Genomic DNA, 21,985 nt, shown 5'->3' on the forward strand with positions numbered 1-21,985 from the left:
GTTGGAAGAAAGTCAGAAGACGAGCTCGGCGGCGCCGGCTCGTGGTTGGCCTGGTGGTTGGCCTGGTAGTTGGCACAGCCGTTCGATCCGCAGGGTGTCGATGTCGATCGTGTGCGCCCGGCCGTCGACCACCTCCTCGGCGACCAGCAGCCCGGCCATGGGTGCCTGCATGACCCCGTGACCGGAGAACCCGCAGGCGTTGAACCAGCCCTCGGCGCCGGGCATGGCGCCCACGAACGGCAGGTGGTCGGGGGTCACCTCGTAGGTGCCGGCCCACGACGCGGCGCGGTCCATCGGCAGGTCGCCGAGCCAGGGGAAGCGGTCGATGCCGGCGAGCATGACCCGTTCCAGCCAGTCCCAGTCCAGGGAGTCGTTGTAGACCGGGGGCTCGTGGGATCCGCCGTAGCCCATGAGCAGCCGGCCGTTCTCGCCCCGGATGAAGAACCCGGTGGTGAGGTCGATGGTCATCGGCACCCGGCTCCGGTCCGGCACCGGCGCGCTGGCGAAGATCATGCGGCGGGAGTGGTGCACGGGCACGGTCAGTCCGGCGAGGCCGGCGACCTCACCCGCCCAGCCTCCGGTGGCGTTGACCACGGCGGTGGCCTCGACGACCGCGTCCGGGGTGCGGACCGCCCACCGGTCGCCTCGGTGCTCGATCGTGACCGCCGGACTGCGCGCCAGCACGCGCGCGCCGTGCTGGCGGGCCATCCCGAGGTAGGCGGTGGTGGCCAGGTGCGGGTCCACCCCGCCGTCGGCCGGGCACCAGGTCGCGCCGGCCAGCCCGGTTGGTGTCAACGGGATCCGCTCGCCGGCCTCCGCGACGGTGACCGCGCTGACCGGAACCCCCATCGAACGCTGCAGCTCCATGGCGCGCAGGTGGTCGTCCCAGCGGTGCTCCGGGACGAGCAGCAGGTAGCCGAACGGCCGGTAGCCGACGTCGACGCCGTGTCGGGCCTCGAAGTCGCGGTAGGCCTGGATCCCGCCCCAGGACAGGGCGATGTTCGTCGGGTCGGTCCACTGCGCGCGCACGCAGGCGTTGGACCGCCCGGTGCTGCCCTGGGCGGGCCCGTCCCGCCGCTCCAGCACCACCACCCGCCGTCCCCTGGCGGCGAGGTGGTATGCGCAGCTCGCGCCCACGATCCCGGCGCCGAGCACCACCACGTCGGCGGTGCTCATCGGGGGCCGGGCGGGACGTCGGGGTAGTCCTCGGGGCGCAGCGTGTCGACCTGGGGGCTGCGCTGCTGGACGAGCACGCCGCCGTCGACGACGAGCTTGCTGCCGGTGACGTAGGCGGCGTCCTCGGAGGCCAGGAACACGGCCGGGCCGGCGAGGTCTTCGGCGGTGCCGCCCCGGCCGAGCGGCACCGTCCGGTCGCGCCGCTGCAGGGACCACTCCGGTTCGTCCGGGCCGGTGGCGATCAGGCCGGGCACGATCGTGTTGACCCGGACGCCGTACGGGGCGAGCTCCAGCGCGGTGGACCTGGTGAGCGCCTCGACGCCGCCCTTGGAGGCGTCGTAGGCGATCATGCCCCGGTGCGACCTGGTCGCGCCGCCGCTGGACAGGTTGATGATCGAGCCGGACCGCTGGGCGGCCATGATCCGGGCGACCCGGTCGATGCACAGGTACTGGCTCTTGAGGTTGGACCGCAGGATGTCGTCCCACCACCGCTCGTCGGCCTCGAAGAAGTGCTTCTGGCCGCTGGTGTCGGCGGCGTTGTTCACCAGCACGTCCACGGTGCCGAACGCGGTGGTGGTGGCCGTGACCATGCGGTCGACGTCGGCGGCGAGCCCGACGTCGGCGCCGACGGCGATCGCGGTGCCCGCGCCCAGCTCGGACTCGATGCCCTCGGCGGCCGCGCGCGCGTTGTCCTCCCGGATGTCGGCGACCACCACCTTCGCGCCCTCGCGGGCGAACCGCTGGGCGATCGCCAGGCCGATCCCCCGGCCCGAGCCGGTGACGATGGCGACCTTCCCGGTCAGCCGTGCGGTGCTCATTCGTTCCCCTTGTCGGTCAGGCGGTCGCGCAGGTTCAGCAGGTCGAGCAGGCTCTCGCCGTCGCGCAGCGCGGCCCGGAACCGTTCCTCCTTGCGCTCGCGTTCCTCGGCGGCGGCGAGCACCCGGTCCAGCTCGGCGGCGGGCACCACCACGACGCCGTCCGCGTCGCCGAGCACGACGTCGCCCGGGTGCACGGCGACGCCCGCGCAGGTGATCGGCCGGCCCACCGCGCCCGGCTGGTTCTTGGCGGTGCCCTTGATGCAGACCCCGCGCGAGAAGACCGGGAAACCCAGCTCGACGATGGCCCTGCTGTCGCGCACCGAGCCGTCGATCACCAACCCGGCCAGGCCCACCTGCTGGGCGTAGACGGTGAGCACATCGCCCCACGGGCCCGCCTCGGTGAACCCCTTGGCGTCCACCACCAGCACGTCCCCGGGGCGCGCGACGGTCATGGCACGGTGGATCGCCAGGTTGTCCGACGGCCGGGTGTCCACGGTGAGCGCGGGTCCGGCCAGCACCATCGTGGGGTCGAGCGGCTTGATGGCGCTGTCCATGGCGCCGGTTCCGCCCTGTGCCTCGTGCACGGTGGCGGCCCCGAGCCGACGCAGCGCGCCGAGCTGTGCCTGAGTGGTCATGGACGTTCCTCCTGTGTCCCGTGTGCGACAGCTATGCCGAGGCTGGAGAAGGCGACGCGCACGCGGCGGGCGACGTCGCGCAGTTGGCGTTCCCGGGCGCGGTGGGCGCGCACGGCGTCGTCGAGTTCGCGCACGCGCAGCCGCAGGCGCTGGCCCGGTCGCGCCTGTCCGAGCAGCGAGCTCGACCACCGGGTGACGACGGCGACCACCGGGTATCCGGCCGTGATGGGGCGCCCCCGCTGCAGGACCAGCAGCTCCCCCACCGGAGGCACCTCCAGCGCCCCGAGCGGCGATCCCCGGGAGAGGATCTCCGCGTCGCGCAGCCGGGTCGGGCGCGGGCCTTCGAGCCGGATGCCGATGTGGTTGCTGCGCGAGCCGACGACGTACTCGCCGGACTCCAGCACCGCCAGCGGGTCGGCGAAGAAGTCGAGGTCGGGCCCCTCGACCAGGTCCACCGTCCACGGGTCCGACGGCCACGGCGGTTCGTCACCCACCCGCAGGACCGGCTGGGTGAGCGGATGGCTGACCGGCTCGTAGTCGGAGTCCACGCCCAGCCGGTCGTCCTCGGCGAGCCAGCGGCCCACCCCCAACACCGGGTCGGGCGCGCAGCTGCCGAACACCCTCGGGGCGTCCAGCCTGCCCCGGACCGCGAGATAGGCGCGCAGCCCGCTGTTGATCTGGGTGATCGCCACCGGCTGGTCGGCGTCGACGCAGAGCGGCTGCCACCGCGGATGTGCCACGCCCGCCACGGTCAGCGTCGCGGGCGCACCGGTGACGGCGACCAGCGCGGGCCGGGAGGCGCTGACCACCAGGTCCGTGGCGGTGATCTCGATCAGCGCGGCCCGTTCGTCGTTGCCGACCAGGATGTTCGCCATCCGCGCCGAGTACTGGTCGGCGGCGCCGTTGACCGGGATGCCGTGCCCGGCCATGCCCGGCCGCCCGAGATCGGTCACGGCCGCCCGGCCCGCCAGGTGGACGGCCAGCGCCTCACCCATCGGCCGGTTCCAGCGGCCGGTCGGCGAGCTCGGCCCATCGACTCCGGTCCATCGGGACGAACCGAATGCGGTCGCCGGATCGATACGGCATGGGCGGGTTCCGGTCGAAGTCGACCAGCGCCAGCGGCGTTCGCCCGACGATCCGCCAGCCGCCCGGCGACAGCACCGGATAGATCACTCCCTGTTCGCCGGCCAGCGCCACCGATCCCGGTTGCACGGCGATGCGGGGCTCCGGATGGCGCCGCACCGGCCGGGGGAACCGAGGTCCCTCCATCATCGGCGCACCGACCGGCGCGCCCCGAAACCGGATGATCCAGTCGACGCCGCCGTGCCACTCGACCAGCCGCGTCGCGGTCATGCCCAGCCAGTCCGCGACGTCGTCCAGGTCCGGTCCGTGCTCCCCGCCGTACACGACCGGCACCCGGAACAGCCGACGCGGCGGGTGGGCCGCGGCGTCGCCTTCTACACCGGCGGCCCGAGACACCGCGCGCGCGATGTCCCGATGCGCCGAGACGTCCGGATCGAACTCGACGAGCACGCAGTCGTAGGTGGCGACGACGTTCTCCACGCCCGGCGGGAGCCCGGCGCCCAGCGCACCGGCCAGCGACTGGACCCGCCGCCAGCGCTGCTCGGCGTCGCCACCGTGCGCGCGAACCAGGACCGCCGAGTCGCCGTACGGGCGGGTGTCGAGACGGACGGTGGCCGTCACCTCGGGCTCGCTCCGGAGAACCGGGCGATCCGCACACCGGCGTGCGCCAGCTCGTCGCGGATGCGGCGCGCGAGCACCACGGCCCCCGGCGTGTCGCCGTGCACCAGCACCGTGTCGCAGGCGACCGGGATCTCGGCGCCGCTCACCGACTCGACCACGCCCTCGGTCACCATCCGCACCACGCGCCCGGCCACCGCCTCGTCGTCGGTGATCACCGCGTCGGGACGCCCTCGGGGGACCAGGGTGCCGTCGTCGAGGTAGGCGCGGTCGGCGAGGCCGAGCACGGCCACCGCCAGGCCCGCCGCACGGGCCGCCCGCGCCAGCACCCCCTCCTGGGTGACCACCACCAGCGACGCGTCGAAGCGCGCGACCGCCTCCACCAGCGCCTTGGCATAGTCCGCCTCGGCCATCGCCCGGTTGCCCAGCTTGCCGTGCGGGGTGACGTGACGCAGCCGGGTGCCGTGCGCGCGGGCGAACGCCTCCAGCGCGCCCAACTGGTACAGCACGTCGGTGACCACCTCGTGCCCGCTCAGGTCCAGGTGGCGTCGCCCGAAACCGGCCAGGTCGGGGAAACCGGGGTGCGCCCCGACCGCCACCCCGCGCCGAACGCACCCGGCCACCGTCCGGTCCATCACCCTCGGGTCGCCGGCGTGGAACCCGCAGGCGACGTTCGCCGAGGTGACCAGCTCCAGCAGCGCCTCGTCATCGCCCATCGAGTACGCGCCGAAGCTCTCCCCGAGGTCGGCGAGAAGGTCCACCTTCGCACCCAACGACCCACCCCTTATCTGCGACACAGCTCTCAGTTAGCTAGCTACTTTGGGCGCCGCTGTCGTGCTTGTCAACCCTAGTGATGCGCCAAGAACTAAGAGCTTGCTCTCGCATTGGGCGGGCGGGGGAGCTACGGTGGCCTGGTCGGTCAGACTCGAACGAAGGGACCCGCAGGTGCTGCTCCGGCCATCCAAGGCGATCACCCGGGTGCGCCGGGGTTCGTTGCGTCCGCACGGAGGCGAACACCCGTCCGGCACCGTCTCGTTGGCGATGGGCGAGCCCGACTTCCCCACCCCGGAGCCGATCGTCGAGGCGGCGGTGCAAGCGCTGCGGGACGGCTACACCCACTACGGCGACCTCAACGGCGACCCGGAGCTGCGCGCGGAGATCGCCGCACGGGCGACGGCGCTGTCCGGGCACGACTACACCGAGGAGTCGGTCCTGGTCAGCCACGGCGGGGCGGGCGCGATCACGAGCTCCGTGCTGGCCACCCTCGACCCGCGGGACCGGGTCGTCATCCCCGAACCCACGTACTCGCTCTACCCGGACGCGGCCAGGCTCGCCGGCGCCGAGCCGGTGTTCGTGCCCACCACCGACGACCACGGCCTCGACCTCGACGCGCTGCGGCGGGCCGTCCGGGGCGCGCGCATGATCATGCTGTGCAACCCGGTCAACCCGACCGGCGCGGTGTTCGGGCGGGCCGAGCTGGCCGCGCTGGGTGACCTGCTCCAGGGCACGGACACCCTCGTCATGGCCGACGAGGCCTACGCCGACATCGTCTACGACGCCGAGTTCGTCTCCACGCTGCGCATCGAGTCGCTGCGCGAGCGGCTCATCTACTGCCAGACGCTGTCGAAGACCTATGCGATGACCGGGTGGCGGGTCGGATACGTCGTGGCGCCGCCGGAGCTGACCGACGTGATCCGGCAGGCACACCGGACGATGAACTCCTCGATCAACGCGGTGGCCCAGCGCGCCGCGCTCGCCGCGCTACGGCTCGGGCCCCGGCTCGCCAGTTCGGCGCTCGACGCCTACCGGGAGCGGCGCGACCTGGTGGTGAAACGGCTTCGCGCCATGGATGCCGTCGACATCAACGAACCGAGCGGCACGTTTTATGCGTTCGCGAGATACGGCGGCGACCTGCCGTCGGTCGAGATGGCGCGGCGGTTGTTGCGCGGCGGCGTCGCGGTCCGGGCGGGAAGCGAATACGGGCCCGGTGGGCAGGGGCACATCCGCCTGTCGTTCGCGGCCGACCTCGATACCCTCGACCGAGGCCTCGATCGCATCGAGGCCGTGCTCACGCGTAGGGAGACACCCTGAGAATCGTGGATGCGGGCAAACCCCCCAAGATGCGCAGCGACGCACGGCGCAACCGGCGCCTGCTGCTGGAAGCCGCCGGCGAGGTGCTGCGCACCGAACCGCACCGGGCCGCCATGCCGCTGATCGCGGAGCGGGCGGGGCTGTCGGTGGCGACCGCCTACCGCTACTACTCCAGCCTCGAAGACCTGCTCAACGCGTACCTGCACGGCGTGATCGTCGCCCTGCGGGACTACAGCCACGACTGCCCACGCACCGGCAAGGCGCTGTTCGAGGACGTGGTGCACGAGTGGTTCCGGCTGCTGCGGCTCTACGGCAGCGCCATGGTGCAACTGCGCGCCCGGGAAGGTTTCCTGCACCGGCTGCGCGACAACGACGTCGTCATCTCCACCGTGCGCGATGCCTGGGAACGTCCCGTTCGCAGCGTGATGCGCGATATCGGGGTGCCGGACGAGGAGTTCGACTACGCACTGTTCCTGTACAACATCCTGTTCGACCCCCGCGAGATACTCGACCTGCTCGACTCCGGGTTCTCCGAAGAGGGCGCGATCCGGAAAATGGTCGCCACCTATTACGCGGCGCTGCGGGGCTGGACCCTGAATTCGCCTCAGCCGTGCAGAGCCAGGTAGGGAGCCAGGGCGAACAGGGTGACGACCAGGGCGAGCTTCAGCCGGCGGGTGGGCAGCGAGCGGGCGATCTTCCAGCCGAGCAGCACACCGGCCAGCTCCGGGATACCGACCAGCGCGGCCAGCGGCCAGTCGATGGCGCCCTGGGCGAGGTAGCCCAGCGTGCCGACGCCGGCGATGACCACGGACTGCGCCTGGGCCGAGGCGAGCGACTCCAGCACCGGCACCCCCAGGCTGACCAGCAGCGGGACGGTGAGCATGGGCCCGCCGATGCCGACGATCCCGGCGGCGAGGGCCACCGCGAAGCCGAGGCCTGCGACCACGGGGGTGGACGGGCGGGCCGGCGCGGTCGACGGACGGTGTCGTTCGCGGTACCAGACCAGGGCGGCGACGAGCGCCACGAACACCCCGAGCATCAACCCGAAGACCCGCTTGGACACCAGCGTGTTGACCAGTACCCCGGCCGGCGTGCCGATCACCGCGGTGGCGGCGAGTACGAGTGCCACCCGGCGGGTACCGGGCTCGCGCAGGTGACCCGAGCGGGCGTAGGCGGCGGTGCCCAGTGCCCCGGTGGCGACGTGGGTGACGATCGCGGTGCCCGCCACCACGGCGGGCGGCAGCCCGGTCAACGCGAACAACCCGATCGTCGGGAGGATCCCGCCCGGGCCCACGGCGGTGATGCCCACGCCGCCGACGAACCCGAACAGCGCCAGAGCGACGAGAACCGTCATGATCGGGCGCCGCGGTGCATCGTGGCGCGCAGGGCCATCCGGTCGGCGCGGATGCGGATGGACTCCGCGTCGACCGGCCGGCCGTCCCCGAGGTGGGTCAGGCGTTCCAGGGCGAACAGCGCCGCCCCGGCCGGGACCCGCAGCAGCGCGGCGGTGTCCGGATCGGCGGTGACGGCGTGGACGGTCACCTCGGCGTGGCCCAGCTTCCGGCCGGTGGTTTCCTCGATCAACCCGAACACGTCCCGGCCGGCCAGGTCGCCCTCCAGGACGCCGCGACCCACGTCGGCGGTCAGATAGGTGGTGTCCAGCGACAGCGGCGACCCGTCCAGCCACCGCAGCCGTTCCAGGTGCACCCCGCCCGCCTCGACGGGCACGTTCAGGCGCTCGGCGATGGCCGCCGGCAGCTCGGTCACCGCCTCGGCCACCAGGACCTGGTTGGTGACGGTGCCGTAGCCGGCCAGGGTCTCGGCCAGCCCGGCGAGCCGGTCCAGCCCGTGCCCGTACTTCGGCAGCGCCACCATGGTGCCCACCCCGCGCCGGCGGGTGATCAGCCCTTCGCCGCGCAGCAGGTCCAGCGCCTCCCGCACCGCGTTGCGCGACGCCCCGAACCGGGCGGCCAGTTCGCGCTCGTCCGGCAGCATGCCGTCGGCGAACCGGCCCGCCGTGACCTGCTGCCGCAACCCGTCCGCCACCCGCCGGGCCCGCTCGGCCCTGGGCCGGGAGGACACCCAGTCGGATCGGGCTCCGGGCGCATCGACGGCTGGCTGCATGACGGCCACGCTAACCCGCTCTCATTACGCCAGAGTTACGCCACCCTCGCTGACCTGTGTAAACGCCCGACAAGCCAGGATGCGGTCGTCACCGGCCGTTCCGCCACCCGGTCAGGTCGGGTAGGCGATCGTGCTCATCAAGGCGTTCTCCGGCTGGCGGGAGTCGAGCCGGGTGTGTTGGACGACTATCGGTTGGTCGGCGGTGATCACGACGGAGTAGTCGACACCGCGTGGGATCGGTTCGGGGTCGGTGAGGTCGTTCATCCGCCGGTGCAGGGCGCGGCGGGCCGGCACGGTGAGCCGGTACGGGCCGGCCGGCTCCCGGTCGGTGAAGTAGACCAGCAGCTCGACGGCCGCGTCGGCGTCGTTCGGGTTGAGCATGCACACGCTGTCGTGGCTGAGCATGTCCGGCTCCGGGCCGGTGCTGGTGGGCGGGATCCAGCCGTCCGCGATCACCCACCGGTTCCGGCCGATCATTGCGCGATCTCCACGATCACTCCTTCGTAGCCGCGTAGCCGCACGGCTGTCCCCGGGCCGGTCGTGGCGACCGGGTCGTGGCTGGACAGCACGACGCCGCCCGGTGCCGGGAGTTCGATGGTCGTCTCGTCCGGGCCGAGGTTGAGCAGCACGGCCAGCGTCTGGTCGGGATGCCGCCGCAGGTAGGCCAGGCAGTGCTTGCCGGCGGCACCGGTGTCGATCGGCTCGTGGTCGCCGTCCACCAGCGCGGGGCTGGCTCGGCGCACCGCAAGCAGCCGCCGGTAGAGACCGAGCACCGAGCCCTCGTCGGCCAGCTGGCTCTCGACGCTGCGTGACAGGTACTCGGCGGTGACCGGCAGCCAGGGACGCACCCCCGGCCCCGTGAAGCCGCCGTTGTCGCGCGCCGTCCACGGCATCGGCGCCCGTTCCTGGTCGCGGCCCAGCGGGTCCTGCCACTGCGCCGGCGGGATGTCGATGTCGGCCAGCCCGAGCTCGTCGCCGTAGTACAGCGTCGGCGTGCCGCGCAGGGTCAGCAGCAGCATAGCGGCCACCCGCACGCTGTCCGGCCCGTTGCGGGTGGCCAGCCGGGGCCGGTCCAGGTTGGAGAGCACGTAGTTCGGCCATGCCCCGGCGGGCAGCGCCGCCTCCTGCGCCTCGATGCTCCCGCGCAGCGACTCCGCGTCCCAGCCGGCCTCGATGAAGTTGAAGTTGAACGTGAAGTGCACGCCGTCCAGCTCCTCGCCGAGGTAGGCCACCCAGGCGTCCCACGGCATCGCCTCGATCTCGCCGATCGCGATCCGCTCGCGGCCGGTGCGCTCGCTGTACTCGTCGAGCACCGCGCGCATCTCGCGGATGTAGCCGTGCAGGTCGGGGTGCATGCGGTCGTGCACGTGCCACTGCGTGTCGTAGTCGGGGTGCTGGCGGTCGGTCGGGTTCGGCTCCGGATGCTCGCGGACCGGGTTGTCCCGCAGCTCCGGGTGCTTGGCGATCATGTGCAGCACGTCGATCCGGAACCCGTCCACGCCCCGGTCCAGCCAGAACCGCAACACGTCCAGCATCGCGGCGCGCAGCTCCGGGTTGCGCCAGTTCACGTCCGGCTGGGCGCGGTGGAAGGAGTGCAGGTAGTACTGGCCGGTGTGCTCGTCCAGCTCCCACGTCGAGCCGCCCTGCTCGCTGGTCCAGTTGGACGGCGGCGAGCCGTCGGGCTTCGGGTCGGCCCAGACGTACCAGTCGCGCTTGGGGTTGTCCCTGCTCGACCGGGACTCGACGAACCACGGGTGCCGGTCCGAGGTGTGGTTCGGGACGAAGTCGATGATCACCCGCAGGTTCCTGGCGTGCGCGGCGGCGACCAGCTCGTCGAAGTCGGCCAGGTCGCCGAAGACCGGGTCGATGTCGGTCATGTCGCTGATGTCGTACCCGAAGTCCACCTGCGGCGACGGGTACAGCGGGCCGCACCAGATCGCGTCCACGCCCAGCGTGCCGGCCAGGTAGTCCAGCCTGCCGATGATCCCCCGGATGTCGCCGATCCCGTCGCCGTTGCCGTCGGCGAAGCTGCGCGGGTAGATCTCGTAGATCACCGCTCGTCGCCACCAGGTCATTCCGCCACCACCTTTCGCATGTCGCGCATCAGTTCTGGCCGGCGCCGGCGCAGCACCGCGGCGAGCGCGATCCCGACGCACAGGTAGCCGAGGAAGCCGAAGTTGATCCACAGGAACGGACCCTCCGGCAGCGGGTGGTACGAGCCGTAGACCGCGAGCCCGGCCAGGATCGCGCCGGCGGCGGGCACCACCACGTGCTTGACCGGCCGGAACTCCGCGCGCCGCCGGCGCCACACGTAGCTGCCCAGCGACACCGCGACCAGCACGTACAGGATCAGCACCGGCAGCCCGGTGAAGGCGCCGAGGTAGCTGTACGCCCTCGGGTACGGCCCGAACGCCAGCCCCAGCCCGAGCGCGAGCACCAGCGCCAGCACCGCGACGGCGGCGACGGCCACGTGCGGGGTGCGCCGGCGGCTGTGCAGCCGCCCGAGCGCGCTGGGCAGCGCGCGGTCCCGGGCCATGGCGTAGATGACCCTGGTCAGGCCGTTGCCGGCGGCCACCGCGACGGCGAACGCGGAGAAGATCACGGTGAGGTCGATCAGCACCGAGTAGCCCCGGCCGAGGTAGCGGTTGGCCAGGGTGTCCAGCGGCAGCGGGTCGTCGGCCAGTGCCCGGGCGTTGTCCGCGCCGAAGCCGATGGTCACCGCGTAGGTGACGAACACGAAGAACACGCCGGTCAGCAGCACCGAGCCGATCACCGCCCTGGGGATGGTGCGGCGGGCGTCCCTGGTCTCCTCGGACACGGTGGCCACCGACTCGAACCCGACCATGGTGTTGAACGCGAACACCAGCGCGAACAACAGCCCGCCGGCCTGCCCGCCGCCCGCGCTCGGGGTGAACACCTCGGCGGTGTTGCCGTGCGCGCCGCCGGCGGTCACGATCACGACCGCGAGCACCGCGATCACCAGCACCTCGATGGCGAGCATGGTGAGGTCCACCCGCACCGACAACCCCAGCCCGCCGATCGCGATGGCCGCGATCAGCACGGTGCCGGCCGCGGTGAACACCCACCACGGCACGGCCACCCCGGCCTGCTTGGCCAGCACGGCGGACAGGCTGGACCCGAAGGCGAGCATGTTCTGCGGGAACCCGCCCAGGTAGCCGAGCAGCAGCAGCCAGCCGGAGACGAACCCGGCGGCCGGCCCCAGACCCAGGGAGTTGAACGTGTAGAACGAGCCCGCGCTGGGCGCCCACCTGGTGAACTGGGCGATCGTGTACGCCAGGCACATCGAGCCGGCCACCGCCAGCAGGTACACCAACGGCACCGCCGCCCCGGCCTGCGAGGCGACGACCTGCGGCAGGAAGGCCATCCCCGCCGCCGGGGCGATGAACGACATCCCGATCACCGTGGCGCCGGTCATCGACACCGCGTCGCGGCGCAGCGCTGGCTGGTCGGTCATGGTCGGGTCTCCTTTGAACCGAGGGGCGGGGCAGCTCAGACGCTGATCGAGGCCTTGGCGAGCACGCCGCCGTCGCAGACCAGCTGCGAGCCGGTGACGTAGGAGGAGTCGGGGCCGAGCAGCCACAGCGCGGCGCGGGCCGGCTCGACCGGGTCGGCGATGCGGCCCAGCGGCACCTCGGAGCACACCTGGGCGGCCATCGCGGCCCGCTCGCCCGCCGGCACCGAGGCCCACATCAGCGGGGTCTCGGTCGGCCCCGGCACGATCGCGTTGACCCGGATGCCGTGCCGGCCGTAGTCCACCGCCAGGGTGCGCACCAGCGCGGACACCCCGCCCTTGCTGGCCGCGTAGGCGCTCGCCCCGCCGGCCGCGAACGCCACGAAGGCCGCCGGGGACGAGCACAGCACCAGCGACCCTCCGGCGCCGGCCTCCAACAGCGCGCCGATCACCGTGCGGGCCAGCAGGTAGGACCCGGTGAGGTTGACGTCGAGCACCCGCCGCCAGTCCGAGGCCGGCATCGCGTGCGCCGGCCCGCCGATGTCCACCCCGGCGGCGGCGACCAGGCCGGTGGGCGGCGCCCCCAGCTCGCGCCCGGCCCGCTCCACACAGCGCCGGACCGCGTCCTCGTCGGTCACGTCGCACTCCAGACCGAGCGCGCCCGCGTCGGTCGACACCTCGGCCGCGGTCCGCCGGGCGGCTACCCCGTCCGCGTCCAACACCGCGACCGACATGCCCGAAGCGCCGGCCAGCAGGGCCGCCTGGCGTCCGATGCCTGAACCGCCGCCGCTGACGATCACCATTCGTCGGCTCATCTCGCGTCCGTTCTGCCGGGGCCGTCCTCCGCGTCAGCGGCAGACACTAAGACGATTATCGATAATCGTCAATCGGCAATGACGTATGCTGCGCTCGTGATGACCCATGACGGCCCCCGCTCGACCCGCGGCTACGTGGCGGGTGCGCTGCGCGAGGCGATCATCACCGGCGAGCTGCCACCGGGGCATCAGCTACGGCAGGACCAGCTCAGCGCGGACTTCCGGTCGAGCGCCGCCCCGGTGCGGGAGGCGCTGCGGCAGCTGGAGTCCGAGGGCCTGGTGGTGCACTACGCGAACCGGGGTTCGTTCGTTGCGGAGATCACCGAGGACGAGCTGCGCAACGTGCTGCTCCCGCTGCGGCTGCACCTGGAGCGGTACGCGCTCGACCGGGCCGTCGAACGGGACCGCGCCCGGCTGTGCGACGAGCTCGACCAGGTGACCGCGGAGATGCGCGCCGCCGCGGACCGGGCGGACCTGCGCGCGGTGACCGAGGCCGACGTCCGCTTCCACCGCACGTTGGTCGACGCCGCCGGCTCGGCCCAGACCAGCCAGCTCTGGGGCAGCATCCAGTGGCGGCTGCGGGTGCAGTTCCACCGCCTCGGCGAGCCCGCCCACCGGCTGCACTCGATCACCGACGAGCACATCACGCTGGTCAAGGCCATCCGCGACGACGGCCGGGACCACCTGCACCGCGCGCTGCACGAGCACATCGTGACCGCCGCCGAGACCCTGCTGGACTCGGCCTAGTCCTGCGCGGCCGCGATGACCCCGTTCAGCACGGTGCGCAGCTCGTCGAGCTGATCCAGCGGCATGCCCAGCCGGTCGATGATCGCCGGCGGGATGCGCAGCGCCCGTTCGCGCAGCGCGCGTCCGGCCGGCGTCAGGGTCACGGCCAGGGACCGCTCGTCGGCGGCGTCGCGCCGCCGCGTGATCAGGCCGGCCGACTCCAGCCGCTTGAGCAACGGACTCAGGGTGCCGGGGTCGAGGCGCAGCAGGGACGCCAGCTCGCGGCCGGAGCGCGGGTCGCGCTCCCACAACACGAGCATCACCAGGTACTGCGGGTGGGTCAGCCCCATCGGCTCCAGCAGCGGCCGGTACAGCGCGATGACCGACCGCGCCGCCACCGCCAGCGCGAAGCACACCTGCCTGTCGAGCGCCAGCAGGTCGATGTCGGCTGGGTCACTGACGTCGGTGGTCGCCATCCGGTCAGCGTACATTCGGTTGGTGCACCAACGGTTGGTGTGCCATGCGACGCTTGAGCGGGAGGAGCGAACGTTGCCCGATGAGCCGGTGCGACGACCCGATCCGGTGCGCTGGGTGTGGTACGCCTTCGGCGGCGGGCTCCCGGTCAGGTATCGGGGCTGGGTGTTGCACGACCTGACCTGTCGCACCTGGCCGGCCCGGCATCTGGTGCGGGCGTTGGTGCAGGTGGCGCCGGTTGCGGCGATCCTGCTGCTGGTGGTTCCGGGTTCGCTGGTGATCAGGTCGGCGGCGGTGGCGGCGGGGCTGCTGCTGGGGCTGTTCTACTCGTTCGCCTACATGCACGAGATCGTCGAGCACCGGGCGTCCAAGGCCGGGTATCCGGTCGGCACGGCCCGGGCGGTGCAGGACGCGGCGCATGCCCGGCAGCGGCGCGCCCAGGCCGAGCGCTACGCCCAGATCTGGCGCCGCTGACTCACCCGCCCAGGTGCGCCTGGGTGGTGGTCACCGCGAACAGGTCGAGCTGGTCGGTGCGGGTACGGGTGGCGAGCATGTCACGGAAGTAGCGTTGCAGGCGGGCGCCGTCGGCGCTGTGGCGGGAGCCGGCCGAGCGCAGCATCATCTCGATCGCCTCCCACACCTGGTTCTCCGCGACGAGGAACAGGTTGTTCAGGCGCAGCGCCTTCTCCGCCGTGAAGGGCTCCAGGCCGGCGACCGAGCGCCTGGCGAGCTCCTCGTACAGCTGCCCGCCGCGCGCGGACAGCGCGACCGCCGAGTCCACCAGCGCGAGCGCGGTGCCGAACTTGCCCTGCCAGACCGGGTGCTCGCCGCGGCGAACCGCGCCGCCGCTCCACGGCGCCGAGCTGGTGGTGATGATCCGCTCGTATTCGTCGACGGCGGCCAGGCCCATGCCGGCCACGATCGCGGCGATCTCCCCCTCGGCGAACGCCGTGAACGGGCCGCCGTAGGTCGGGTTGCCGTACAGGCGGGACCCGGCGGTCTCGCCCGACACCGACGACGACCAGGTCGCCTCCACGACGTGGTGCTCCGGCACGAAGGCGTCGTCGACGCGGATGCTGTGCGACCCGCTCCCCCGCATGCCGATGATGCCGCCCCAGTCGTCGAGCACCGTGTAGGACGAGCGCGGCACCACCACCCAGTGGATCGACGGCTCGCCGCCGCCGGCCGGGGGCAGCACGAAGCTGGGCATGAAGTGCGTGGAGTACGGCGCGCCGGAGCAGTACTTCCAGGTGCCCGAGACGCGCAGGCCGCGCTCCTCGCGGGTGATCACCACGTCCGGCTGGCCGTTGAAGCTCGCCGGGCTGACCAGGTACCCGTGCTCGCCGAAGATCTCCCGCTGCGCCCGCTCGGGCCAGTAGGACGCGAGGGTGAGCGTGTGCCCGGCGGCGAGGCACAGGCACCAGGCGCTGGACGGGCACCCCCTGGCGACCTCGGCGATCACCTGGTAGAAGGCCTCCGCGCCCAGCTCGAAGCCGCCGAGCGCCTTGGGCAGCAGCACGCGGAAGAAGCCGGCCTCGACGAACGCCCGGTGCATCTCGGGCGAGTAGGCGCCGCGCTCCTCGGTCTCGGCCTGCTCGGCCAGCAGCCGGGGGCGCAGCTCGCGCGCGGCGGCGAGGAGTCCCTCCAGACGCTCGCGGGTGGACCCGTCCCGGCCGACCACGACGCCGATGTCTCCCGGAGTGGGGTCGCTCGGTCCGAGACCGCGCAGGTAGACGCTGCCGACGTCGCCGCTCGGCAGGTTGCGTGACATGTCGTCCTCCTGAATCTGGTCATCCGACCGGCAGGAACCTGGCCGCTTGCTCGATCTCGGCGGGGTCGGGCTCGCAGAACAGCGTGAGCCGGCCGGCCCCCACGGCGGCGAGCCGGTCGTACAGCTCCGCGCCCCGGGCGAACCGAGGCTCCCGCCAGGTGTCGTGGGGGCCGGTGTGCGCGATCAGGGCCAGCTCGCCGGCGCGCCCGGCCGCCGCGAACGCCTCCCGCGCCACCGTGGCGAGGTCTTCGATCGGCCGGGCGTGGTCGCCGAACCCGTCGACGGGGCAGGCCAGCCCGTCGGCCGCCCGGCCCGCGACGGCGGCCGTCTTCGGCCCGAACCCGCCGACCACCAGCGGCGGCGGCGGGTCCGGGCGCAGGAACCCGTCGGTGGTGTTGGCCCAGATCGCGCGGATCCCGGCCAGGTGGGCCTCCAGCGCCGCCCTGCGCTCCGGCGCCCGGGGCGGGACGCGGCCGAACGCGAGCTGGTCCCTGGCGAACACGCTGGAGCGGTCGGTGCCGGCACCCAGCCCGATCCACAGCCGCCCGCCGCACAGGTCCTGCAGCGTCGCCGAGGCCACCGCCATGGTGCCCGCGTCGCGGTTGGCGACGTTGAGCACGAGCGTGCCGAGCGCGATCCTGCTGGTCCGGGCCGCGATCGCGGACAGCAGCGTCCACGGCTCGTGGCTGTGGCCGCCGCCCCCGGAGAAGTCGCACAGCTCGTCGGACAGCGACACCGACGCGAACCCCAACTCCTCGGCGGCGACGGCGGCCCCGACCACCTCCCCGGCGCGCCGCCCCACCACGTGCAGGCTGAGGTCGATGTCGATCGTCATGGTTCAGGCGCCGCGCCGGTCGGCGACGTCCCACACCACGTCGGTGGAGCGCACGCCCAGCAGCGCCTCGAACTTCTCGATCGTCGGCCCGGCCTCCTCCTTGAACCGCGCGTAGGCGGCCTCGCTGGGGAACTCGTCGAGGTCGATGAACTCCCCGTCCCGGGTGATCTGGTGGTAGTGCCGGGCGCCGGCGCGTTCCCAGGCGTCCACCACGGGACCCCAGTCGATCTTGCCGCCGGTGCGCCGCTCGACCTCGTCGAAGTCGATCGGGAAGTGGATGACGACCATGATGGGCACGGTTTCCTCCTTCTGCTGGTACGCCGAACGCCTCAGGCGAACCGAGGCAGCGCGGTCTCGCCGAGCAGCAGGCCGCCGGGTACCTCGAGCGCCTTGCGCCGGCTGCCGATGTGCGCGTTGAGGGTGAGCAGGTCGCGGCGGCGCCGTTCGAGCGGGCTGGAGCGGTAGATCACGCTCGACCCGACCAGCTCGACGGCGCTCTCGGTGACCTCCCGGGCGGTGAGCCCGGTGTGCACGGTGGCCATGGTGGCCTCCGCCTGCAGCTCGTCGGACAGGTCACCGCCGGAGAACAGCACCTCGGAGAGCCGCCGCGCCACGTCGTAGGCGTAGCCGCGGGCGGCGCGCAGCCGCGTCTCGGCCTCGGCGAACTGGATGCGCGTCATGCGGTCGCCGGCGTGGCCCCGCAGCAGCCGGCGCGTCTCGTCCAGCACCCGGCGGGCCACGCCGAGCGCGACCCCGGCCAGCTTCTGCCCCACCAGGTCGGCGTGGCGCGACAGTGGCGGAGCGTCCGCGCCCCGGGCTTCGAAGAACGAGAACAGGTGGCGATCGGGCACGAACACGTCGCGGACGTGGTAGCGGGTGCTGCCGGTGCCGCGCAGGCCGGTGGTGTGCCAGGTGTCCAGGATCTCCACCGCGTCGGCGGGCAGGTAGGCCACCCGGAACTCCGGCTCGCCGTCCTCGGTACGCAGCACGGCGTCGCCGTCGTACAGGTGGACCCCGCCGACCACCCGGTCGGCGCTGTGGATGCCGCTGCCGAACGGCCAGCTCCCGGTGATCCGCCAGCCGCCGCCGGCCCGGACCGCCCGGCACGGCGGGTAGAAGCCGCCGGCGGTGGCCAGGTCCATGCTCGGGTAGAGCTCGTGGGCGACGTCGTCGGCCAGGGTCCCGGCGTAGAACCCCGAGTCGAGCAGGATCTGCACGTTCCAGGCGACCGAGGCGTCGTGGTAGGCCAGCGACTCGACCGCCTGGATCTGGTCCTCGAACGCCGCCTCCGGGCCACCCCAGCGGGCCGGCCAGGCCAGCCGGAACGCCCCGGCCGCGCGCAGGGACTCGCGCAGCTCGTCGGGCAGGTGTCCGAGGCGGTCGACCTCGTCGGCGGCCTCCTCGACCGCGGGGCCGAGGGCGTCGAGGTTCTTCAGGATCGTCGGTGCGTCCACACTCAGTCCTCTTCGGAGTCCACGAGGCGTGCCGCGGAGACGGTGAACCGGCCACGGCGGCGTTGGATGGTGCTCTGGGCAACGGAAAAGATCAAGAAGGCGATGACGAGCGCGAGCGCGACGTACACCGACGCCGGGGCGTGGTAGAGCGAGGCGAACAGGACGCCGCACCCGGCCAGTACGCCGAGGCCGGCGGCCCCGACGAGGTAGCCGCGGCGGCTGTCGCGGCGGCGCAGCCAGCCCAGCGCGCCGAGGCAGACGGTGCCCCAGGTGATCGCGGTGACCAGGCCCTGCAGGCCGCCCAGCCAGCTGAACACCGGCATGTACTCGGGCGCGAGCTGGTCACTGCCCTCCTGGGCGCGGGACAGCAGCCCGCCGGTGACGTGCACGGCGATCACCACCACCGCCATCCAGACCACCGGGACCGTCACGCCGAGCACCGGGATGTTGCGCGTGCGGCTCACCTTGGTGAAGGCGGCGGGCAGCCGGCCGTCGCGGGCCAGGGCGAACAGGCCCCGGCTGCCGCCGACGCAGATGGCCACCGTCAGCGCGAAGATGTCCAGCAGGACCATGACCGTCAGCAGGTCGACCAGCCAGGCCGCGCCGAACGACCCGGGCGCGGCCAGCGCCAGCAGCGGCACCGGGTACCGGGCGACCTCGCCGCCGTCGAGCCCGAAGCCGACCACCGTGGCGTAGGCGACGAGCAGGTGGAACGTGGTGACCAGTCCGACGGTGATCAACATCGCGCGCGGGACCGACCGCTTCGGGTTCGGCGTCTCCTCGGCCAGGTTCGCCGCGGACTCGAAGCCGGAGAAGATGAACAGCCCGTAGAGCAGGCCCCAGCAGACCCCCAGCCAGCCGCCGGTCGAGGAGCCGACGTCGAACGGGGCCTGCGCCGGCACCGCTCCCCCGGCGAGACCCCGCACGATCACCGAGACCGAGAACGCGATGACCGTCAGCATCGAGAGCAGCGTCAACGCCAGCTGCGCCCGGGTGGAGATGCTCACCCCGAGGGCGAGCACCACGGCGACGACCACGACGAACCCGAGGCTGATCAGCCACCACGGGGCGGTCAGCCCGAACCGGCTGGCGAGGAAGTCCTCCAGGTAACCGCCGAAGATGAGCGGCGTGGTGGCGATGCCGAGGATCGTGGCGAAGTAGGACAGCGAGCCGAACGCGGTGCCGGCGCGGTCCCCGAACGACCGGCTGATGTAGTCGTACACCGAGCCGGTGGTGTCCAGCCGCCGCGCGAACCGCGACAGCGTCCAGGCCACCCCGAACACGGCCGCCGCCGAGAACAGGATCGACAACGGCACGGCCCCGCCCGCCCCGGCCCCGCCGCCGCCGGCGATGAGGGGCAGGAAGGTCAGCGCGCCGAACACCGGGCCGACGGCCCCCAGCGCCTGGGCGACGACGTCGGTGAGGCCGAGCCCCCGGGCACCGAGGGTGAGCCGGGTCTGCTCCGACGTCAGGTTCGCCATCGTGCCCTCCGTTGGACTGGAGAACCCCGCCGGGGCCTCACTCGGTGCAACGCGATGTAGCCTGGGTCACCCGGCGCCCCGATCCCATGGCTCGGCGAACAACGTCGACCCCGGCCGTTAGGCCCGAGCACATTGACCCGGCTCAGTGGCCGGAGAGCGCCTCCAGCGCGATCCACAGGTCCACGGTGTCGGCGGTGGAGTCCAGGCGTAGGCCGGTGAGCTCCTCGATCTGGTTCAACCGGTACCGCAGCGTGTTGCGGTGCACGAACAGCTGCTCCGCCGTCGGGTTCACCGCGCGGTCCAGGCGCAGGTAGGCGTGCAGCGACCGCACCAGCTCGCCGCCGTTCTCCTCGTCGTAGTCCAGCAGCGGCCGCAGCAACATCCGGCTCAGGTCGCGCAGCGGCACGCTCGGGGCGGACAACGCGAGCACGCTGCTCAGCCGCAACGCGCCGGAGTGCTGCACGCCGTTGCCCAGGCGCGCCGCCGCGGCCGCCTCGAAGTAGCCCACGCGCAGGCCGACCGGCCCGCTGCGCCGGTTGCCCAGGCCGACCCGGCCGTTGGGGCCGAGCCGGTTGAGGTGGTCCAGGGTCAGCCGGGCGGTGCGCTCGGCGAGCTGGTCGTCGGGCAGCACCATCACGATCTCCTCGCCGAGCACGACCCGCAGCTGTGGGTCGCCGTGGTCGGTGAGCAGCGCGTGCAGGTTCCACGGGATCGAGGTGAGCCGCTCCACCGAACAGTCCACCCGCCCGACCAGGACCCGGAACGGCACCTCGACGTCCACACCCGCCGAGCGAAGGCGGGCGACCGCCTCGGTGTCCGGGACCCGCGAGCGCACCACGTCCTCCACCACCCGCCCCGCGATCTCGCGGCGCCCAACCAGCCGGGCCTGGAGCCTGCCGAGCTCCAGCGAGATCAGCGACGCGGCGAACTCGAGGACCTCCTGGACCGGCTCGGCGGTGTTCGCGGCGACCAGCGCGAGCACCTCCCCGGCCATCTCGACCGGCGCGATCCGGAAGCCGTCCGCGCCGCCGCCCTCGCGGTACGCGCCGAGCACCGCCTTCGGCTTGGACGAGATCCGGGGCGGCGACGAGGTCAGGATGCTGCCCCGCAGGTCGATGACCATGACCTCGCAGCACAGCCGGCGCCGCAGCACCTCGACCAGGACCTGCAGCCGCGCCTGCGAGCGGGTCGCCCGTGCCAGCTCGCCCAGCGTCCTGGCCAGCCACTCGGCGGACCCACCGTGCTCCATCGGCGCATTCTGACCACCTCCGCGTCGCGAACGCCAGCCGCTCCTAGACTCGCCCCGTGCGGACCGTGGTGATCGAGCCCGACGGAGGATTCACAGTTGCACAGCGGGCCGAGCCGGTGCCCGGGCGCGGCGAGGCCCTCGTCGGCATCCGGGCCGCGGGGTTGAACGCGGCCGACCTGCAACAGGCGCGCGGCGACTACCCCGCCCCGGCCGGCTGGCCGCCCGACGTCCCGGGGTTGGAGATCGCCGGGGAGATCCTGGCGGTCGGCGACGGGGTGAGCGACCCGGCCCCCGGCGACCGGGTCATGGCGTTGATCGGCGGTGGTGGTCACGCGGAGCGGGTGGTGGTCCCCGCCGATCTGCTGATGCCGGTCCCACCCGGGCTCGCCTGGGCCGAGGCCGGTGGGTTCCCGGAGATCTTCAGCACGGCGTGGGACGCGCTGGTTCTCCAGGCTCGCGTGCGCGCGGGCGACCGGGTGCTGGTCACCGGGGCGGCGGGCGGGGTCGGAACGGCCATGGTGCAGGTGGCGCTCGCCTCCGGCGCCCAGGTCGTGGCCAGCGTCCGGCGGCCCGAGCTGCACGACCGCGTGAGGTCGCTCGCGCCCGCCGGACGGACGCTCGACGCCGTCACCCCCGACCAGGAGAACCGACACGGGCCGTTCGACATCATCGTCGAGCTGGTCGGCGGCGCGGACTGCCTGGAACGGATCGCGCTGCTGCGCACCGGCGGCACGTACGTCATCGTCGGCGTCCAGGGCGGGACGTCCGCCCCGCTGCCCATGTTCGACCTGATGCTGCGCCGAGGCACGATCATCGGGACCACGATCCGCGGCCGTAGCCACGCCGAGAAGGCCGTGCTCGCGCGATCGGTTCGAGACTCCGTCGTCCCGCTCCTGAGCCAGCGCCAGGTCCGGGTTCCCGTCGACTCCACCTACGGGCTAGACGATCACGTCGCCGCATACAAACGCCTCGCCGGCCCCGGAAAGTTCGGCAAGCTCGTCTTCCTGCCGTAACCAGCGTCGGGCATCGACGACGGCGTCACCGAGGACGGGCGCCGCGGCGTCGTCGTCTCGTCCACCACCGCGCTCGCCGCCGAGGAGCCCGTGCTGGAGAGCAAGGGCTTCCACCAGCAGCGGGCCGCCACCGCACTCGTGGACCACGCG

The 21,985-nt window shown here is 73.0% G+C and carries 24 protein-coding genes; 5 read left to right on the forward strand and 19 right to left on the reverse strand.

All coding sequences use genetic code 11. The features are described 5' to 3' along the window. Nucleotides 1-12: 12 nt before the first annotated feature. The 6 genes from N912_RS49700 to N912_RS0105665 are packed head-to-tail and all read right to left on the reverse strand — an operon-like array spanning nucleotide 13 to nucleotide 5,103. A complete protein-coding gene (locus N912_RS49700; protein ID WP_064745156.1) occupies nucleotides 13-1,176 on the reverse strand; it encodes an NAD(P)/FAD-dependent oxidoreductase in 1,164 nt (387 codons plus the stop codon). Continuing rightward, entirely contained in the window at nucleotides 1,173-1,994 is an 822-nt protein-coding gene (locus tag N912_RS0105645) for an SDR family NAD(P)-dependent oxidoreductase (protein ID WP_028921674.1), read from the reverse strand. Before N912_RS0105645 ends, N912_RS49700 begins: the two co-directional genes overlap by 4 nt. Beyond that, nucleotides 1,991-2,629 (reverse strand): 4-carboxy-4-hydroxy-2-oxoadipate aldolase/oxaloacetate decarboxylase, encoded by a 639-nt coding sequence (locus N912_RS0105650; protein WP_028921675.1) that lies wholly within the window; start codon nucleotides 2,627-2,629, stop codon nucleotides 1,991-1,993. The genes N912_RS0105645 and N912_RS0105650 overlap by 4 nt, the downstream gene beginning before the upstream one ends. After that, nucleotides 2,626-3,624 carry a 5-oxoprolinase subunit C family protein gene (locus N912_RS0105655; RefSeq protein WP_028921676.1) on the reverse strand — a complete coding sequence of 333 codons (999 nt, stop codon included), beginning with the start codon at nucleotides 3,622-3,624 and terminating at the stop codon, nucleotides 2,626-2,628. Before N912_RS0105655 ends, N912_RS0105650 begins: the two co-directional genes overlap by 4 nt. Then, entirely contained in the window at nucleotides 3,617-4,333 is a 717-nt protein-coding gene (locus N912_RS49705) for a 5-oxoprolinase subunit B family protein (protein ID WP_037062857.1), read from the reverse strand. Before N912_RS49705 ends, N912_RS0105655 begins: the two co-directional genes overlap by 8 nt. After that, complete coding sequence (locus N912_RS0105665; RefSeq protein WP_028921677.1) at nucleotides 4,330-5,103, reverse strand: LamB/YcsF family protein; 774 nt, start codon at nucleotides 5,101-5,103, stop codon at nucleotides 4,330-4,332. The genes N912_RS49705 and N912_RS0105665 overlap by 4 nt, the downstream gene beginning before the upstream one ends. A gap of 172 nt (nucleotides 5,104-5,275) precedes the next feature. On the opposite strand from N912_RS0105665, the gene N912_RS0105670 reads away from it, so the two are divergent. Further along, the gene (locus N912_RS0105670; protein WP_028921678.1) at nucleotides 5,276-6,421 is read left to right on the forward strand and encodes a pyridoxal phosphate-dependent aminotransferase; all 1,146 of its coding nucleotides are present in this window, start codon (nucleotides 5,276-5,278) and stop codon (nucleotides 6,419-6,421) included. 5 nt (nucleotides 6,422-6,426) lie between these two features. After that, entirely contained in the window at nucleotides 6,427-7,047 is a 621-nt protein-coding gene (locus tag N912_RS0105675; protein ID WP_245645187.1) for a TetR/AcrR family transcriptional regulator, read from the forward strand. Here the strand turns inward: N912_RS0105675 and N912_RS0105680 are convergent. The 6 genes from N912_RS0105680 to N912_RS0105705 form a co-directional block, all read right to left on the reverse strand. Beyond that, a complete protein-coding gene (locus N912_RS0105680; protein WP_028921680.1) occupies nucleotides 7,026-7,775 on the reverse strand; it encodes a sulfite exporter TauE/SafE family protein in 750 nt (249 codons plus the stop codon). The genes N912_RS0105675 and N912_RS0105680 overlap by 22 nt on opposite strands. Next, on the reverse strand, nucleotides 7,772-8,545 hold the full coding sequence (locus N912_RS0105685) for a GntR family transcriptional regulator (RefSeq protein WP_051579936.1): 774 nt from the start codon (nucleotides 8,543-8,545) through the stop codon (nucleotides 7,772-7,774). Before N912_RS0105685 ends, N912_RS0105680 begins: the two co-directional genes overlap by 4 nt. Before the next feature lie 111 nt (nucleotides 8,546-8,656). Beyond that, nucleotides 8,657-9,022, reverse strand: coding sequence for a sensory rhodopsin transducer (locus tag N912_RS0105690; RefSeq protein ID WP_028921682.1), 366 nt, complete (start codon nucleotides 9,020-9,022; stop codon nucleotides 8,657-8,659). Continuing rightward, nucleotides 9,019-10,620 carry an alpha-amylase family glycosyl hydrolase gene (locus N912_RS0105695; RefSeq protein ID WP_028921683.1) on the reverse strand — a complete coding sequence of 534 codons (1,602 nt, stop codon included), beginning with the start codon at nucleotides 10,618-10,620 and terminating at the stop codon, nucleotides 9,019-9,021. The genes N912_RS0105690 and N912_RS0105695 overlap by 4 nt, the downstream gene beginning before the upstream one ends. Continuing rightward, on the reverse strand, nucleotides 10,617-12,020 hold the full coding sequence (locus N912_RS0105700) for an APC family permease (RefSeq protein WP_028921684.1): 1,404 nt from the start codon (nucleotides 12,018-12,020) through the stop codon (nucleotides 10,617-10,619). Before N912_RS0105700 ends, N912_RS0105695 begins: the two co-directional genes overlap by 4 nt. 35 nt (nucleotides 12,021-12,055) lie before the next feature. After that, the gene (locus N912_RS0105705; protein WP_028921685.1) at nucleotides 12,056-12,832 is read right to left on the reverse strand and encodes an SDR family NAD(P)-dependent oxidoreductase; all 777 of its coding nucleotides are present in this window, start codon (nucleotides 12,830-12,832) and stop codon (nucleotides 12,056-12,058) included. 99 nt (nucleotides 12,833-12,931) lie between these two features. On the opposite strand from N912_RS0105705, the gene N912_RS0105710 reads away from it, so the two are divergent. Further along, nucleotides 12,932-13,579: a GntR family transcriptional regulator gene (locus tag N912_RS0105710; protein WP_037063594.1), complete on the forward strand. Its 648-nt coding sequence runs from the start codon at nucleotides 12,932-12,934 to the stop codon at nucleotides 13,577-13,579. On the opposite strand, the gene N912_RS0105715 is transcribed toward N912_RS0105710, so the two are convergent. After that, nucleotides 13,576-14,034 (reverse strand): MarR family winged helix-turn-helix transcriptional regulator, encoded by a 459-nt coding sequence (locus N912_RS0105715; protein WP_028921687.1) that lies wholly within the window; start codon nucleotides 14,032-14,034, stop codon nucleotides 13,576-13,578. The two genes, N912_RS0105710 and N912_RS0105715, sit on opposite strands and share 4 nt — an antisense overlap. 73 nt (nucleotides 14,035-14,107) lie before the next feature. Between N912_RS0105715 and N912_RS0105720 the strand changes: the two genes are divergently transcribed. Further along, nucleotides 14,108-14,506: a DUF5313 family protein gene (locus N912_RS0105720; protein WP_245645188.1), complete on the forward strand. Its 399-nt coding sequence runs from the start codon at nucleotides 14,108-14,110 to the stop codon at nucleotides 14,504-14,506. 1 nt (nucleotide 14,507) lies between these two features. On the opposite strand, the gene N912_RS49710 is transcribed toward N912_RS0105720, so the two are convergent. The 6 genes from N912_RS49710 to N912_RS49715 all read right to left on the reverse strand — a co-directional run bounded on the left by N912_RS49710 (nucleotide 14,508) and on the right by N912_RS49715 (nucleotide 20,822). Then, on the reverse strand, nucleotides 14,508-15,803 hold the full coding sequence (locus N912_RS49710) for an acyl-CoA dehydrogenase family protein (RefSeq protein ID WP_051579715.1): 1,296 nt from the start codon (nucleotides 15,801-15,803) through the stop codon (nucleotides 14,508-14,510). Nucleotides 15,804-15,822: 19 nt separating this feature from the next. Next, entirely contained in the window at nucleotides 15,823-16,638 is an 816-nt protein-coding gene (locus N912_RS0105730; protein WP_028921689.1) for an LLM class flavin-dependent oxidoreductase, read from the reverse strand. A gap of 3 nt (nucleotides 16,639-16,641) precedes the next feature. Next, on the reverse strand, nucleotides 16,642-16,935 hold the full coding sequence (locus N912_RS0105735) for a hypothetical protein (protein WP_028921690.1): 294 nt from the start codon (nucleotides 16,933-16,935) through the stop codon (nucleotides 16,642-16,644). A gap of 32 nt (nucleotides 16,936-16,967) precedes the next feature. Continuing rightward, nucleotides 16,968-18,092, reverse strand: coding sequence for an acyl-CoA dehydrogenase family protein (locus N912_RS0105740; protein WP_028921691.1), 1,125 nt, complete (start codon nucleotides 18,090-18,092; stop codon nucleotides 16,968-16,970). Between the two features lie 2 nt (nucleotides 18,093-18,094). Further along, complete coding sequence (locus N912_RS0105745) at nucleotides 18,095-19,573, reverse strand: APC family permease (RefSeq protein WP_028921692.1); 1,479 nt, start codon at nucleotides 19,571-19,573, stop codon at nucleotides 18,095-18,097. A gap of 142 nt (nucleotides 19,574-19,715) precedes the next feature. Further along, a complete protein-coding gene (locus N912_RS49715) occupies nucleotides 19,716-20,822 on the reverse strand; it encodes a PucR family transcriptional regulator (protein ID WP_051579717.1) in 1,107 nt (368 codons plus the stop codon). Between the two features lie 56 nt (nucleotides 20,823-20,878). On the opposite strand from N912_RS49715, the gene N912_RS0105755 reads away from it, so the two are divergent. Continuing rightward, nucleotides 20,879-21,835 (forward strand): alcohol dehydrogenase catalytic domain-containing protein, encoded by a 957-nt coding sequence (locus tag N912_RS0105755; protein ID WP_028921693.1) that lies wholly within the window; start codon nucleotides 20,879-20,881, stop codon nucleotides 21,833-21,835. Nucleotides 21,836-21,985 lie beyond the last annotated feature (150 nt).

It is taken from the genome of Actinospineispora acaciae DSM 45401, from assembly GCF_000620785.1.
GTDB classification, from domain to species: domain Bacteria; phylum Actinomycetota; class Actinomycetes; order Mycobacteriales; family Pseudonocardiaceae; genus Pseudonocardia; species Pseudonocardia acaciae.

Coding starts and splice junctions, on each gene's coding strand:
- N912_RS49700 (WP_064745156.1), bottom strand. CDS start 1,176: ATGAGCACCGCCGACGTGGTGGTGCTCGGCGCCGGGATCGTGGGCGCG.
- N912_RS0105645 (WP_028921674.1), bottom strand. CDS start 1,994: ATGAGCACCGCACGGCTGACCGGGAAGGTCGCCATCGTCACCGGCTCG.
- N912_RS0105650 (WP_028921675.1), bottom strand. CDS start 2,629: ATGACCACTCAGGCACAGCTCGGCGCGCTGCGTCGGCTCGGGGCCGCC.
- N912_RS0105655 (WP_028921676.1), bottom strand. CDS start 3,624: ATGGGTGAGGCGCTGGCCGTCCACCTGGCGGGCCGGGCGGCCGTGACC.
- N912_RS0105680 (WP_028921680.1), bottom strand. CDS start 7,775: ATGACGGTTCTCGTCGCTCTGGCGCTGTTCGGGTTCGTCGGCGGCGTG.
- N912_RS0105685 (WP_051579936.1), bottom strand. CDS start 8,545: ATGCAGCCAGCCGTCGATGCGCCCGGAGCCCGATCCGACTGGGTGTCC.
- N912_RS0105690 (WP_028921682.1), bottom strand. CDS start 9,022: ATGATCGGCCGGAACCGGTGGGTGATCGCGGACGGCTGGATCCCGCCC.
- N912_RS0105695 (WP_028921683.1), bottom strand. CDS start 10,620: ATGACCTGGTGGCGACGAGCGGTGATCTACGAGATCTACCCGCGCAGC.
- N912_RS0105700 (WP_028921684.1), bottom strand. CDS start 12,020: ATGACCGACCAGCCAGCGCTGCGCCGCGACGCGGTGTCGATGACCGGC.
- N912_RS0105705 (WP_028921685.1), bottom strand. CDS start 12,832: ATGAGCCGACGAATGGTGATCGTCAGCGGCGGCGGTTCAGGCATCGGA.
- N912_RS0105710 (WP_037063594.1), top strand. CDS start 12,932: ATGACCCATGACGGCCCCCGCTCGACCCGCGGCTACGTGGCGGGTGCG.
- N912_RS0105715 (WP_028921687.1), bottom strand. CDS start 14,034: ATGGCGACCACCGACGTCAGTGACCCAGCCGACATCGACCTGCTGGCG.
- N912_RS49710 (WP_051579715.1), bottom strand. CDS start 15,803: ATGTCACGCAACCTGCCGAGCGGCGACGTCGGCAGCGTCTACCTGCGC.
- N912_RS0105730 (WP_028921689.1), bottom strand. CDS start 16,638: ATGACGATCGACATCGACCTCAGCCTGCACGTGGTGGGGCGGCGCGCC.
- N912_RS0105745 (WP_028921692.1), bottom strand. CDS start 19,573: ATGGCGAACCTGACGTCGGAGCAGACCCGGCTCACCCTCGGTGCCCGG.
- N912_RS49715 (WP_051579717.1), bottom strand. CDS start 20,822: ATGGAGCACGGTGGGTCCGCCGAGTGGCTGGCCAGGACGCTGGGCGAG.